Consider the following 13,452-nt stretch of genomic DNA (forward strand, 5'->3'; position numbering starts at 1 on the left):
GAGCCTAGCCGGCATCCAGCTCGGCGAGCGCCAGGTTGAGCTGCAGCACGTTGACGACCGGGCGGCCGGCGACGCCGAGGTCGGCGGGCGTCGTCGCGGCGGCGACGAGCTCCTCGACCTGCGCGACCTCGAGGCCGCGGGCCTCGGCGACGCGCGCGACCTGGATCGCGGCGTACTCGGGGCTGATGTGCGGGTCGAGGCCCGACGAGGATGCGGTGAGCGCGTCCGCCGGGACGACGGCCGGGTCGACGCCCTCGAGCTCGGCGATCGCGGCTCGACGATCCTCGATCGCGGCCACGAGGTCCTCGTTCTCGGGGCCGAGGTTGGATCCGCTCGATGCCGAGCCGTCATAGCCGTCGCCCGCAGCGGAGGGCCGCGACTGGAACCACTCGGGCAGCGCGTTCCCGTCGGCGTCCGTGAAGGACTGGCCGATGAGCGCCGAGCCGACGACCTCGCCGTCGACGCCGCGCAGGAGCGCGCCGTTCGCCTGCGAGGGCATCACGACCTGGCCGATCGCGGTGATGATCGCCGTGTAGCCGAGGCCGAGCACGACGGTGAGGACGAGGACGGCGCGGACGGCCGTCCAGGTCTGGCGGAGGGGGTGGCGGGTGGCCATGCTGATCTGCTCCTAGAAGCCGGGGATGAGGCTCACGACGAGGTCGATGAGCTTGATGCCGATGAAGGGCGCGATGACGCCGCCGAGCCCGTACACGAGCAGGTTGCGCCCGAGGACGCTCGACGCCGACCCGACCCGCGTGCGCACACCGCGCAGGGCGAGCGGGATGAGCGCGATGATCACGAGCGCGTTGAAGATGATCGCCGAGAGGATCGCCGACGCCGGGCTCGAGAGCTGCATGATGTCGAGCGCCTGGAGGCCCGGGAGCGCCCCCGCGAACATCGCCGGGATGACGGCGAAGTACTTCGCGATGTCGTTGGCGATCGAGAAGGTCGTCAGCGCGCCGCGCGTGATGAGCAGCTGCTTGCCGATCCGGACGACGTCGATGAGCTTCGTCGGGTCGGAGTCGAGGTCGACCATGTTGCCGGCCTCCTTCGCGGCGGAGGTCCCCGTGTTCATGGCCACGCCGACATCCGCCTGCGCGAGGGCGGGCGCATCGTTCGTGCCGTCGCCCGTCATCGCGACGAGGTTGCCGCCCTCCTGCTCGCGTCGGATGAGCGCGAGCTTGTCCTCCGGTGTCGCCTCCGCGAGGACGTCGTCGACACCCGCCTCCGCGGCGATCGCGGTCGCGGTGAGTTTGTTGTCGCCCGTGATCATGATCGTGCGGATGCCCATCGCCCGGAGCTCCGCGAAGCGCTCGCGGAGCCCCTCCTTGACGACGTCCTTGAGGTGGATGACGCCGAGCGTCGCGGCCGCGCCGCCCGCGGAGCGCACCGCGACGACGAGCGGGGTGCCGCCCGAGGCCGAGATCCGCTCCACGATGGCGTCGAGGCCCGAGCGCTCGCCGTCGCGGTCGCCGCCCGACTCCGCGACCCAGGTCGCGACCGCCGAGGCGGCGCCCTTGCGGATCTCGGTGCCGTCGGCGAGATCGACGCCGCTCATGCGGGTCTGCGCGGTGAAGGGGACGGGCACGGCCGAGCTCGCGAGCTCGATCGGGCCCCCCGCCAGCTCGACGACCGAGGCGCCCTCGGGCGTCGGGTCGGCGAGCGAGGAGCGCTTCGCGGCATCCACGAGGTCGAGGTGCTCGACGCCCGCGAGCGGGAGGAACTCGACCGCGCGGCGGTTGCCGTAGGTGATGGTGCCCGTCTTGTCGAGCAGCAGCGTCGTCACGTCGCCCGCCGCCTCGACGGCGCGGCCGGACATCGCGAGCACGTTGCGCTGCACGAGTCGGTCCATGCCGGCGATGCCGATCGCGCTGAGGAGCGCGCCGATCGTCGTCGGGATGAGGCACACGAGGAGCGCGACGAGGACGGGGATGCTGACGGCGGTGCCCGCGGAGTCGGCGATCGGGTTCAGGGTCACGACGACGACGAGGAAGATGATCGTGAGGCTCGCGAGCAGGATGTTGAGCGCGATCTCGTTGGGCGTGCGCTGCCGCGCGGCGCCCTCGACGAGCGAGATCATCCGGTCGACGAAGGTCTCGCCCGGCTTCGAGGTGATGCGCACGACGATGCGGTCGCTGAGGACCCGCGTGCCGCCGGTCACGGCGGAGCGGTCGCCGCCGTGCTCGCGCACGACCGGCGCCGACTCGCCCGTGATGGCGGACTCGTCGACCGTCGCGATGCCCGCGACGATGTCCCCGTCTCCGGGGATGAGCTCCCCGGCCTCGACGATCACGACATCCCCGAGCCGCAGATCCGCGGAGGCGACGGAGGCCGTGCGCGATCGCCGCGCCTCCGGGTCGCCCTGCTCGTCGTAGGACTCGGCGCGTGTCGCCTGGGTCGTCGTGCGGGTGGCGCGGAGGGAGGCCGCCTGCGCCTTGCCTCGGCCCTCGGCCACCGACTCCGCGAGGTTCGCGAAGAGGACGGTCGCCCAGAGCCAGACCGCGATGCCGGCGCTGAACGAGACGGGCAGCTCGCTGCCGCCGCTCGCGTCGCGCCCGATGAAGGGCTCCGCGATGGCGATCGCGGTGGTGAGCACCGCGCCGGCCTCGACGAGGAGCATGACGGGGTTGCGCCAGAGGTGCTTCGGGTTCAGCTTGCGGATGGCGCCCGGGAGCGCCTGCCGGAGCTGGCCGATCGAGAATGCGGAGGTCACGAGAGTCCTTCTGCGAGGGGGCCCAGTGCGAGCACCGGGAAGTAGGTGAGGGCCGACACGATGAGGATCGTGGCGATGTGGAGGCCGATGAACATCGGCCGGTGGGTCGGAAGCGTGCCGCTCGTCGCCGGGACCGGCTTCTGCGCGGCGAGGCTGCCCGCGAGGGCGAGGGCGAACGCGATCGGGAGGAAGCGCCCGAGGAGCATCGCGACGCCGAGCGCCGTGTTGAGCCACGGGGTGTTCGCCGTGAGTCCGGCGAAGGCGGAGCCGTTGTTGTTCGCGGCGCTCGTGAAGGCGTACAGGAGCTCGGAGAAGCCGTGGAGACCCGGGTTCCAGATGCTCGTCGACTCGACGTCCGCCCGCACGGCCGGGATCGCGAAGCTCAGGGCGGAGCCCGCGAGCACGAGCGTCGGCGTCACGAGGATGTACAGGCTCGCGAGCTTCATCTCGCGGGGTCCGATCTTCTTGCCGAGGTACTCGGGGGTGCGGCCCACCATGAGGCCTGCGACGAACACCGCCACGACGGCGACCACCAGGATGCCGTACATGCCGGCCCCGACGCCGCCGGGGGCGACCTCGCCGAGCATCATGTTCACGAGCGCGATGCCGCCGCCGAAGGCGGTGTAGCTGTCGTGCATCGAGTTGACGGAGCCGGTCGAGGTGAGCGTCGTGCTCGCGGCGTAGAGGACGGAGGCGAGGATCCCGAAGCGCTGCTCCTTGCCCTCCATGGCGCCGCCGGCCGCCTGCGGCGCGGTGCCGCCGGCCGAGAGCTCCGCCCACGAGAGGAGCGAGACGGAGACGAGCCACAGCGCTCCCATCGCGCCGAGGACCGCCCAGCCCTGGCGCACATCCCCGACCATGCGGCCGAAGGTGCGAGTGAGGGAGACCGGGATCACGAGGATGAGGTAGACCTCGAAGAGGCTCGTCCAGCCGCTCGGGTTCTCGAAGGGATGCGAGGCGTTCGCGTTGAAGAAGCCGCCGCCGTTCGTGCCGAGGAGCTTGATCGCCTCCTGGCTGGCGACGGGTCCGCCCGGGATCGTGGCGGCGCCGCCCGTGAGGGTCTCGATCGCCTGGAAGCCGTTGAGGTTCTGGATGACGCCGCCGGCGAGGAGCACGACCGCCGCCACCGCCGAGAGCGGGAGGAGCAGGCGGAAGGTGCCGCGCACGAGGTCGACCCAGAAGTTTCCGATGTCGCCCGTGCCGCGCGCCGCGAGGCCGCGGAAGAGCGCGACGGCGACCGCGATGCCGACCGCCGCCGAGGCGAAGTTCTGCACCGCGAGGCCGAGCGCCTGGACCGCGTACCCGAAGGTCGCGTCCGGCGAGTAGGACTGCCAGTTCGTGTTCGAGACGAAGGAGATCGCCGTGTTGAAGGCGAGATGCTCGCTCGTCGGCGGCATGCCGAGGGAGAGCGGAAGCAGGTGCTGGGTGCGCTGCAGGAGGTAGAGCACCGCGAAGCCGACGGCTGAGAATGCAAGCACGGAGCGCAGATAGGCGCCCCAGCTCTGACGCCCGTCCGGGTCGACCCCGATGATGCGGTAGACCCAGCGCTCGGCGCGCAGGTGGCGCTCCGAGGTGAAGATGCGGGCGATCCCGTCGCCGAGGGGGCGCAGGGTGATGGCGAGGGCGGCGAAGAGGATCGCGATGCTCGCGATGCCGCCCCAGATCTCCGGGCTCATCCGAGCTTCTCCGGGAGGACGAGGGCGATGACGACGTAGACGATCGCGGCGACGGCGAGGACGGCGGCGATCAGCTCGAAGGCGATCACAGCTTCTCCACCGCCCGGCCGATGACGCCGACGAGCGCCAGCAGCGCGAGGGCGCCGGCGACGTAGAGGATGTCGAGCACGGGGTGACTCCAGGTCTCGGGTGTCGGGTCCAGGCGCCGCACCTCGCGGCGCCTCGTCCATTCGACTCCCGGGGCACCGTTCTCCAGGCGCTCCTCACGGGATCCTCACGCCGCGGGGGCCGATCCCTACGCACCCCTCACACGGCGGGGTGCGGGGATGCGGGGATGCCGAGAGCGGAGCGGGCGCGCAGGGCGCGCGCGTAGCGTGGAGGCATGACGACGACGTCCCTGCCCACCGCATCCCCCGCCGCCTCCGGCGTCGACCCGGCCGGCATCCACGCCCTCGTCGACGCACTCGAGGCCTCGCCGCAGATCGAGCCGCACGGGCTCATGGTGCTGCGCGGCGGCCAGCTCCTCGCCGCCGGCTGGTGGACCCCGTACGCCGCGCACCGCCCGCATCTGCTCTACTCGCTCTCGAAGAGCTTCACCTCGCTCGCCGCCGGCATCGCCGTGGACGAGGGCCTGCTCGACCCGGAGCGCACGGTGCTCTCCTACTTCCCCGAGCTGGACGCCGAGGTGACGGATGAGCGGAGCCGCCGCATCCTCGTCCGCCACGTCGCCGCCATGGCGAGCGGCCACACGGGCGAGACCCTCGACGGCGCGCTCGCGATCGACTTCCTGGAGCCCGTGCGCGGCTTCCTCCTCACCCCGCCGGAGGAGGAGCCGGGCAGCGTCTTCGCCTACAACCAGCCGTGCACCTACGCGCTCGGCGCCATCGTGCAGCGCGAGTCGGGCCAGACCCTCACCGAGTACCTGCGGCCGCGGCTCCTCGACCCGCTCGGCATCGGCGAGGTCGGCTGGCAGCAGCACCCGCCGGGGCGCGACTTCGGCTTCTCGGGACTGCACGCGACGACCGACGCGGTCGCGCGGCTCGGGCAGCTGATGCTGCAGCGCGGCGAGTGGGAGGGCCGGCAGCTCGTCCCCCTCGAGTGGGTGGATGCGGCGACGCGCGAGCAGGTCTCGACGGCCGGCGAGGGCGCCCCCGACTCGGCACAGGGGTACGGGTACCAGTTCTGGATGTCCCGCCACGGCTATCGCGGCGACGGCGCCTACGGGCAGTTCGCGATCGTCGTCCCCGAGCTCGAGCTCGTCGTCGCGCTGACGACGCAGAGCACCGACGGGCAGGCCGTGCTCGACGCCGTGTGGTCGACGCTGCTGCCCGCCGTCGGCGAGGCGCGCGAGCCCGACCCGATCGCCGAGGGGGAGCTCGCGGCGCGCCTCGCGGGACTCGCGCTCGAGCCGCGGCCCCGGGATGCGGAGCCGGGCGACGCGATCGGCCTCCTGCCCGCGACGGGCGAGGGGGCCGAGATCCAGACGACCGTGACGGGCGCGGCCGTGCGCGTCGACGGCGTGCGCCGCATCCTCGAGCTCCACGAGGGCGAGCGCGTCCACGAGCTCGAGCTCGGCGACGGCGCGTGGGCGGTCACCGAGGAGCCCGTGCCGGTCGCGGGCTCGGCGAGCTGGGACGCGGCGGGCGGCCTCGTCGCCGACCTGGCCTTCCTCGAGACGCCGCACCGCCTCCGCGTCGCCCTCGATCCCGCGGCCGGCACCGCGGAGGCGCGCTGGGTGACGGTGCCGCTGCGCTCGAGCGTGCTCGACGAGCTGCGGATGCCGCGACCGGGCGTGCCGCAGGTCTGGCCGACGAAGGTCTGAGCGGAGGCATGGCGCTGCGCGCCGCGCTCACGCCTCCCGCGTGATCTCCACGCGCACGAACAGCTGCGAGGAGGTCGGCCCCGCGTAGACGCCGCGCAGCGGCGGCACGTCGGCGTAGTCGCGGCCGCGGCCGACCGTCACGTGCCGCTCGCCGATGTCGATGAGGTTCGTGGGGTCGAAGCCGCGCCATGAGCCGCAGTACCACTCGACCCAGGCGTGCGACTCGCCCGCGACCGCCTGGCCGATCTCCGCGTCCGGCACCGGGTGCAGGTAGCCGGAGACGTACCGGGCGGGGATGCCGGCCGAGCGCAGCGCCCCGAGGGCGAGGTGGGCGATGTCCTGGCAGACGCCCTTCCGGTGCGCCCATGCCTCCGCCGCGGTCGTCGTCACCGTGGTCGAGCCCGGCACGTACTCGATGCGCTCGCCGATCGCGCGCGCGATCGCCAGGGCCGCCTCGCAGGGCGTCGCCGCATCCCTCAGGATGCCGGCCGCGAGCTCCCGCACCTCGTCCGGCGGGCTCGTGCGAGCGGTCTGCCCGAGCTGCTCGACGAGCTCCGAGCTGCGGTCGGCGGCATCGGCGAGCGCCGTCCACTCGAGCCGGTGCTCGGGGTGGGCGCGCGGACGCACCTCGACGAGGCTCGTCGCGGTGAGGACGAGCTCGCGGTGCGGGGTGAGCACCTCGAAGGAGGAGACGCGCGTGCCCCAGTAGTCGAGATAGTCGTGGACGCCGGAGACCGGCGCGATGTCGAGCGCGGAGGCGAGCACGAGCTGCCCGTCGCTCGACTGCGGCAGCATCCTCGCCTCGTTGTAGGAGGAGGCGGCCTCGCCCTCGTAGCGGAAGCCCGTCTCGTGTCGGATGCGCAGTCGGCTCACGGCAGCTCCCCCACCCAGCTCGGGGCGGCGCTCGTCGGGAAGTAGCGCTGCCGGATCGCCTCGCTCGCGGCGCTCGTCGCGACCTGCACCTCGTCCATGTGGCGGGGGAGGTCGTCGAGCGTGTCCGCGACGGAGCGGAACTCGAGCTGGCTGCGGATCTGCCCGAGCAGCCGCAGCGAGGGGTCGCCGACGCCGACGCGCTCGCTGCGCGGCTCGATCTCGCGCAGGCAGGACTCGGCGCGGGTGACCGCGAAGAGGATGCTACGCGGGAACAGCCGGTCGAGGAGCAGGAACTCGGCCGCGTTGCGCGCGCTCGGCACGCCCCGGTAGGTGCGCAGGTACGCCTCGTAGGCGCCCACCGAGCGGAGGATCGTCGTCCAGCTCGGCCCGCTCGCCTCCGTGAGGCTGCGGGTGGCGAGCAGGCGCGCCGTCATGTCGGCGCGCTCGATGGAGCGGCCGAGCGTGAAGAAGGACCAGGCCTCGTCGCGGCTGGAGGAGGACTCCATGGTGCCGACGGCGAGCGCCGAGCGATCGCGGACCCAGGCGAAGAAGTCGCTGACCTTCTCCTGGGCGATGCGCCGCGGCATCCGCGCGCGCGTCGTGTTGAGGACCTCCCAGAGCTCGGTCGAGACGACCTCGCGGGCGCGTCGGGCGTTCTCGCGGGCGGCGCCGAGCGAGTAGGCGATCGACGCCGGCTGGTGCCGGTCGACGGCGAGGATGCCGAGCACGTCGCCGCGGCCGACGGCGGTCTCGGCGGGCGGCTCGGTGCCCATGACGCTGAGGAGCGAGCGGCAGGCGGTGTCCTCCTCGATCCACGGATCCTCGAGGAGGAGCTGGAGGTGGACGTCGAGGATCCGCGCGGTGCCGTCGGCGCGCTCGATGTAGCGCCCGATCCAGAAGAGGCTCTCGGCGATGCGGCTCAGCATGCGGCGCTCCCCTCGACGGTTCCTCTTTCGCCAGAGACACGTCTCTCGCCGGGGGGACAGCCGCATACCGCCGTCTGCCCAGCAGCAGACATGTCTATCGCGGCCTGCTGTTGCTGTTGCTGCTGGTCCCGGTGGGGGGCGTCCTGGGGGTTGTGGTCCTGGAGGTGCTCCGCCGCGACGATCGGGATCGACTGCGTGACCGAGGCCTGATCCGCGACGAGGTCCTGGATGCGGGTCTCGCCGGGGGCGGGGACGGGCGCCCCCCAGGGGCTCGCCGGCCCCACGACCCAGGTGTCCTTCGAGCCGCCGCCCTGTGAGGAGTTCACGACCAGCTGCCCCTCCGGGAGGGCGACGCGCGTCAGGCCGCCCGGCAGCACCCAGATGTCGTCGCCCGAGTTCACGGCGAAGGGGCGCAGGTCGGCGTGCCGCGGCCGCATCCCGTCCTCCACCAGGGTCGGGATGGTGGAGAGCTGCACGACCGGCTGCGCGATCCAGCCGCGCGGGTCGGCGAGGAGGCGGGTGCGGAGGGCGTCGAGCTCGGCCGGCGAGGCGTCGGGGCCGACGACGAGCCCCTTGCCGCCGGAGCCGTCGACCGGCTTCACCACGAGCTCGTCGAGGCGGTCGAGCACCTCCTCGAGCGCGCCCGGCTCCTCGAGGCGCCAGGTGTCGACGTTCTTGAGGATCGGCTCCTCGCCGAGGAAGTAGCGGATCAGCTCCGGCAGGTAGGTGTAGACGAGCTTGTCGTCGGCGACGCCGTTGCCGACCGCGTTCGCGATCGTCACGTTGCCGAGGCGGGCCGCGAGGAGGAGGCCGGGCGAGCCGAGCATCGAGTCGGCGCGGAACTGCAGCGGGTCGAGGAACTCGTCGTCGACCCGACGGTAGATGACGTCGACGCGGGTCGGGCCGGCGGTCGTGCGCATGAAGACGCGGCCACCCGAGCAGTAGAGGTCGCGCCCCTCGACGAGCTCCACGCCCATGAGGCGCGCGAGGAGCGTGTGCTCGAAGTAGGCCGAGTTGTAGACGCCGGGCGTCAGCACCACGACCGTCGGGTCGTCGACGCCGCGCGGCGCCGCCGCCCGGAGCGCATGGAGGAGCTTCTGCGGGTAGTCGCCGACCGGACGGACCCGCATCGAGACGAAGAGCTCCGGGAGGGTCTGCGCCATGACGCGGCGGTTCGAGATGACGTAGCTGACGCCGCTCGGCACGCGCACGTTGTCCTCGAGGACCCGCCATCCGCCGTGCTCGTCGCGGATCAGGTCGATGCCGGAGACCTGGATGCGGACCCCGTTGGCGCTCTCGATGCCGGCCGCCTCGCGGTGGAAGTGGCTCGAGGAGCTGATCAGCCGCGCCGGGATGATGCCGTCGCGCACCGCCCGCTGCCGCCCGTAGACGTCTGCGAGGAAGGCCTCGAGCGCGCGCACCCGCTGCGCCACCCCCGCCTCCACCTCCGACCACTCGGACTGCGGGATGACGCGCGGCACGGCGTCGAGCGGGAACGGCCGCTCCTCCCCCGCGAAGTCGAAGGTGACGCCCTGCGCCAGGTAGCTGGAGGCGAGCGCCTCGGTGCGGCCGCGGAGCTCCTCCTGCGTCATCGCGGCGAGCGCGTCGTGGATCTCGCGATACGGGATGCGGACGTCGCTCCCGGGCGCGAACATCTCGTCGAAGGGAAGCGCGCCCCGCCTCCGGGTCGCGGTCGCGTCGTAGCCCTCGAAGAGGTGGCCCATGACCCGAGCCTATTCGGCACGTGTTGCGCGGGTGTTTCGGATGCGGGTTCGAGGATCCTGAGGAGTTGTCCCCCGGCGCTGTACCCCGGTCGGGGGCGACCCCTACTGGGACTCCCGGGTGAGCCCGGGGTGACCATAGCGTGGCGCCATGCTCGTCACCACCACCGCGATCCAGGAGCTCGCCGAGACCGCGCTCGATCGCGCCATGGGCGAGATCCTCGAGGGCCGTCGCCCCTTCGTGCCCTTCGTCATGACGGAGCGCGCCGGCGAGCGCGAGTTCCACCGCTTCGCGACCGAGCGGCTCGAGCAGTCGACGGGCGCCGCACGCCACTTCCTCCGCGCGAGCACCGGCTACGACCGCGCGCTGCTCTGCTGGGACGGCTACGTGACCGTCGGCAACGGCATCGGCGACGCCGTCATGGTGGAGGTCTCCGAGGCGGGCGCCGGCACGAGCCTCATCTTCGCGCGGCGCTACCGCTCGCGCCTGCTGCGCTCCACGCTCGCCGTCCCCGGCACGATCGCGGTCGGCGAGGGCCACCCGCTCTTCTGAGCCGCGCGGCGGCCGCGCTCCCGCCCCCGTGATCGCCGTCGTCGAGGCGGGGTCGTCGAGGCGGCGTCGCAGCGGGGCTGAGCACTCGACGGCGTCTGGCGGGCGTGCCAGAATGTCACGGCACCGATGACGGCGGGACCCGACGAGACGAGGTGGCGAGGTGCGCACGAGGCTGTCGCTCTTGATTGCCGCCGCGCTCGCAACCGGCGTCGTCGGGCTCGCCGCGACGCCCGCACTCGCCGCGACGACGGAGACGACGGGCGCAGCCGCCTGGGGCTTCGACTCCCGTGGGCAGCTCGGCATCGGCGAGGCCGGCTCGAACCGCTCCCGCGCCACCGCGGTCGACCTCGACGCGCTCGGCGGCGCAGACCTCGTGGAGGTCTGCGCCGGCTATGAGCACTCAGCGGCGCTCACGAGCGACGGGCGCGTGCTCGCCTGGGGCAGCAACTACTACGGGCAGCTCGCCGACGGCACCACGACCGACTCCGCCGTCCCGGTCGAGGTCGCGCTCGGGCTGCCGGGCGGCGTCGCCGTGACCGCCATCGCCTGCGGCGACCAGCACGTCCTCGCCCTCACCGATGCGGGGACGGTGTACGCCTGGGGCCTCAACTTCTTCGGGCAGATCGGCGACGGCACCGTCCTCGACGCGCGGACCGTGACCCCCGTGAGCTTCGGCGACGAATTCGACGGGCTCACCGTGACCGCCGTCTCGGCGGGCGAGAGCCAGAGCATGGCGCTCATGTCGGACGGCACCGTCGCCATGTGGGGGCGCGACAACCTCGGCCAGCTCGGGCGCGGCGACGTCTGGACGACCGAGCAGGACCGGGACCGCTACTCCTCCGTGCCGCTGCGCAGCGACATCCCCGCCGGTGCGGAGGTCACGGCGATCACGGCGGGGCAGCGGCACTCGCTCGCCCTCACCTCCGACGGCGCCGTGCTCGCCTGGGGCTTCAACAACTCCGGGCAGCTCGGCACCGGCAGCACGGGCGACGAGGCGAGCCCCGTGCGCGTCGACCTCGGCGCGCTGACGGCGGCCGGGGAGTCGGTCGTCGCGCTCGGCGGCGGGCTCGAGCACAGCGTGGCCCTCACCCGCTCCGGCCGGCTCTACGCCTGGGGCCAGAACTACTCTGGCCAGCTCGGCACCGGCACGACCGCGAGCGAACTCCGCCCGGTCGCCGTCGACATGACGACCTCCGACCTCGCAGGACGCACCGTCGAGCAGGTGAGCGCGGGCGAGGAGTTCACCGTCGCCCTCACCGACCGCGGGGAGGCCGTCAGCTGGGGCGGGAACGGCTCGGATCAGCTCGGCGCCCCGCCGCTCCAGCCGGATCGCAACCACAGCACGCTCGCGACGCGGGTCACGACCGCCGGGACGGCGCTCGTGGGCGAGCGGGTCGGCCTCGTCACGGCGGGCTTGCGGCACGCCATCGCCGTCACGGAGCGTCTCGTCGCGGAGCCCGTCGAGGTCCGCTCGCCCGCTGCCGGCGACACCGTGCGGCCTGATGCCGTGTTCCGCGGCACGGGCGAGCCCGGCGCGAGCGTCGAGCTCATCGACCCGGCCGGACGCCCGGTCCGGCTGGTGGGCGGCGCGCTCACGGCGCGGGTCGGCGACGACGGGACCTTCGTCCTGCGCCCGGCGGAGCCGCTCCCGACGGGCACCGGCGTGTACCGCGTGCGACAGAGCTTCGGCGATGCGCCCGTGACGGCGGCGGAGGTCGAGCTGACCGTCGCGGCTGCACCGGGCGAGCAGGAGCCGCCCGGTGGGAACGGCGGCGGGAACGGCGGCAGCGCGACGGACGGCGCGGGCGGGAGCGGCGGCCGCGGGGCGGACGGCGGACGGCTCGCGACCACCGGCACGGACACCATGCCGCTCGGGTTGCTCGGTGCCGTGCTCACGGCACTCGGCATCGGTGCGCTCGCGATCGACTCCACCCGACGGCTCCCCCTCCGCCGCGACTGAGCGGCAGGGGGCGCCGGCGCTGCCGGACCCGCCTCCTGCGGCCCGCACGATACCCGGGCGATCCGGAGGTGGCCGGCGCGAGACGCCCGGTGAGCAGATGCGAGGATCGGGGCATGGGCATCGGCATCGACCTCGAACCCGTCACGATCGGCACGAGCGGACTCGGCAAGCGGCCGGGCGCCGACGCCCGCGTCGCGCGCGCCATGCTCGAGTCGCCGCTCGCGCAGCTCGACACGAGCAACAACTACGCGCTCGGCGAGACGGAGCGCCTGCTCGGCGCCGCGCTCGACGAGGCGGGCGGGCTCCCCGCGGGCAAGGTCGTGTTCTCGAAGATCGACCAGGACCCGGAGACAGGCGTCTTCGACTACGACCGCGCGATGCGCTCCTTCGAGGAGACGCGCGGGCGCCTCCACCTCGACACGCTCCCCCTCCTGCACCTCCACGACCCCTATACGATCACCGTCGCGGAGGGCCTCGGGAAGGGCGGCCCCGTCGAGGCGCTCCTCCGGCTCAAGGAGGAGGGGCTCGTCGGCGCGATCGGGATCGCGGCGGGCACGCGGGCGCTCGTCGAGGAGTACGTCCGCAGCGGCGTCTTCGACGCGGTCCTCACCCACAACCGGTACACGCTCGTCGAGCGATCCGGGCTCGGCATCATCGAGGCGGCGGCCGAGCGGGGCATGACGGTCTTCAACGCGGCGCCGTTCGGGGGCGGCATCCTCGCGGGCTCCGCGTTCCGCGGGCAGCAGTACGCGTACCAGCCGGCGAGCGACGACCTCGCCTCCTGGATCGACCGCCTGCACGCGCTCTGCGCGGCGCACGGGCTGGACGTCGCGGCCGTCGCGCTCGCCTTCTCGATGCGCGAGCCGCGCATCCACTCGACCGTGGTCGGCGTCTACTCGCTCGAGCGGGTCGAGGCGCTGCCCGGGCTCGCGGCCGCGGCGGCCGGCATCCCCACCGGGTTCTGGGATGAGCTCGAGACCGAGCTCGGCACCCCGCCCGCGACGCCCGCCGACTGAGCCGCAGCAGCAGCCGCTGCGGCCGCCGCCGTCCGCCGCGCCCGCAGCTCGCGGGCGATCAGCAGCAGCCCGCGCGCCGGGATCCCGACGCCGAGCGCGAGCAGCCCCGAGAGCGAGCGGTCGGCCGAGCCGAGCGCGCGCTTGCGATCCCAGGCGCGGCGGAGCGGGCCGCCGGCCGCGCCGAAGCGCTGC

Annotated in this window: 12 protein-coding genes; 4 read left to right on the top strand and 8 right to left on the bottom strand. The window is 73.5% G+C overall.

Annotated elements, in window-relative coordinates; all coding sequences use genetic code 11:
- Positions 1 to 4: 4 nt before the first annotated feature.
- From kdpC to OF852_RS09390, 5 genes are read right to left on the bottom strand one after another with little or no spacing between them, the layout of a single operon-like run.
- Positions 5 to 616 carry a potassium-transporting ATPase subunit KdpC gene (gene kdpC, locus OF852_RS09370; protein WP_271118899.1) on the bottom strand — a complete coding sequence of 204 codons (612 nt, stop codon included), beginning with the start codon at positions 614 to 616 and terminating at the stop codon, positions 5 to 7.
- Positions 617 to 628: 12 nt separating this feature from the next.
- Positions 629 to 2,713: a potassium-transporting ATPase subunit KdpB gene (gene kdpB / locus OF852_RS09375; RefSeq protein WP_271118900.1), complete on the bottom strand. Its 2,085-nt coding sequence runs from the start codon at positions 2,711 to 2,713 to the stop codon at positions 629 to 631.
- Positions 2,710 to 4,389, bottom strand: a complete 1,680-nt coding sequence (gene kdpA / locus OF852_RS09380) for a potassium-transporting ATPase subunit KdpA (RefSeq protein WP_271118901.1) — start codon at positions 4,387 to 4,389, stop codon at positions 2,710 to 2,712. Before kdpA ends, kdpB begins: the two co-directional genes overlap by 4 nt.
- On the bottom strand, positions 4,386 to 4,478 hold the full coding sequence (locus tag OF852_RS09385; protein ID WP_271118902.1) for a potassium-transporting ATPase subunit F: 93 nt from the start codon (positions 4,476 to 4,478) through the stop codon (positions 4,386 to 4,388). The genes kdpA and OF852_RS09385 overlap by 4 nt, the downstream gene beginning before the upstream one ends.
- A complete protein-coding gene (locus OF852_RS09390; RefSeq protein WP_271118903.1) occupies positions 4,475 to 4,600 on the bottom strand; it encodes a hypothetical protein in 126 nt (41 codons plus the stop codon). The genes OF852_RS09385 and OF852_RS09390 overlap by 4 nt, the downstream gene beginning before the upstream one ends.
- A 171-nt stretch (positions 4,601 to 4,771) precedes the next feature.
- Between OF852_RS09390 and OF852_RS09395 the strand changes: the two genes are divergently transcribed.
- The gene (locus OF852_RS09395; protein WP_271118904.1) at positions 4,772 to 6,211 is read left to right on the top strand and encodes a serine hydrolase domain-containing protein; all 1,440 of its coding nucleotides are present in this window, start codon (positions 4,772 to 4,774) and stop codon (positions 6,209 to 6,211) included.
- A 27-nt stretch (positions 6,212 to 6,238) separates the two neighbouring features.
- On the opposite strand, the gene OF852_RS09400 is transcribed toward OF852_RS09395, so the two are convergent.
- The 3 genes from OF852_RS09400 to OF852_RS09410 are packed head-to-tail and all read right to left on the bottom strand — an operon-like array spanning position 6,239 to position 9,734.
- Positions 6,239 to 7,084 carry a transglutaminase family protein gene (locus OF852_RS09400; protein WP_271118905.1) on the bottom strand — a complete coding sequence of 282 codons (846 nt, stop codon included), beginning with the start codon at positions 7,082 to 7,084 and terminating at the stop codon, positions 6,239 to 6,241.
- Positions 7,081 to 8,010 carry an alpha-E domain-containing protein gene (locus OF852_RS09405; RefSeq protein ID WP_271118906.1) on the bottom strand — a complete coding sequence of 310 codons (930 nt, stop codon included), beginning with the start codon at positions 8,008 to 8,010 and terminating at the stop codon, positions 7,081 to 7,083. The genes OF852_RS09400 and OF852_RS09405 overlap by 4 nt, the downstream gene beginning before the upstream one ends.
- Positions 8,004 to 9,734 carry a circularly permuted type 2 ATP-grasp protein gene (locus OF852_RS09410; RefSeq protein ID WP_271118907.1) on the bottom strand — a complete coding sequence of 577 codons (1,731 nt, stop codon included), beginning with the start codon at positions 9,732 to 9,734 and terminating at the stop codon, positions 8,004 to 8,006. The genes OF852_RS09405 and OF852_RS09410 overlap by 7 nt, the downstream gene beginning before the upstream one ends.
- Positions 9,735 to 9,882: 148 nt before the next feature.
- Here OF852_RS09410 and OF852_RS09415 point away from each other — a divergent pair, with 148 nt between their 5' ends.
- From OF852_RS09415 to OF852_RS09425, 3 genes are all read left to right on the top strand, one after another.
- Positions 9,883 to 10,284, top strand: coding sequence for a hypothetical protein (locus tag OF852_RS09415; protein WP_271118908.1), 402 nt, complete (start codon positions 9,883 to 9,885; stop codon positions 10,282 to 10,284).
- Positions 10,285 to 10,465: 181 nt separating this feature from the next.
- Positions 10,466 to 12,244 (top strand): RCC1 domain-containing protein, encoded by a 1,779-nt coding sequence (locus tag OF852_RS09420; protein WP_271118909.1) that lies wholly within the window; start codon positions 10,466 to 10,468, stop codon positions 12,242 to 12,244.
- Positions 12,245 to 12,357: 113 nt separating this feature from the next.
- Entirely contained in the window at positions 12,358 to 13,260 is a 903-nt protein-coding gene (locus tag OF852_RS09425; protein WP_271118910.1) for an aldo/keto reductase, read from the top strand.
- Positions 13,261 to 13,452 lie beyond the last annotated feature (192 nt).

Source organism: Homoserinibacter sp. YIM 151385 (assembly GCF_027912415.1).
Taxonomy (GTDB): domain Bacteria; phylum Actinomycetota; class Actinomycetes; order Actinomycetales; family Microbacteriaceae; genus Schumannella.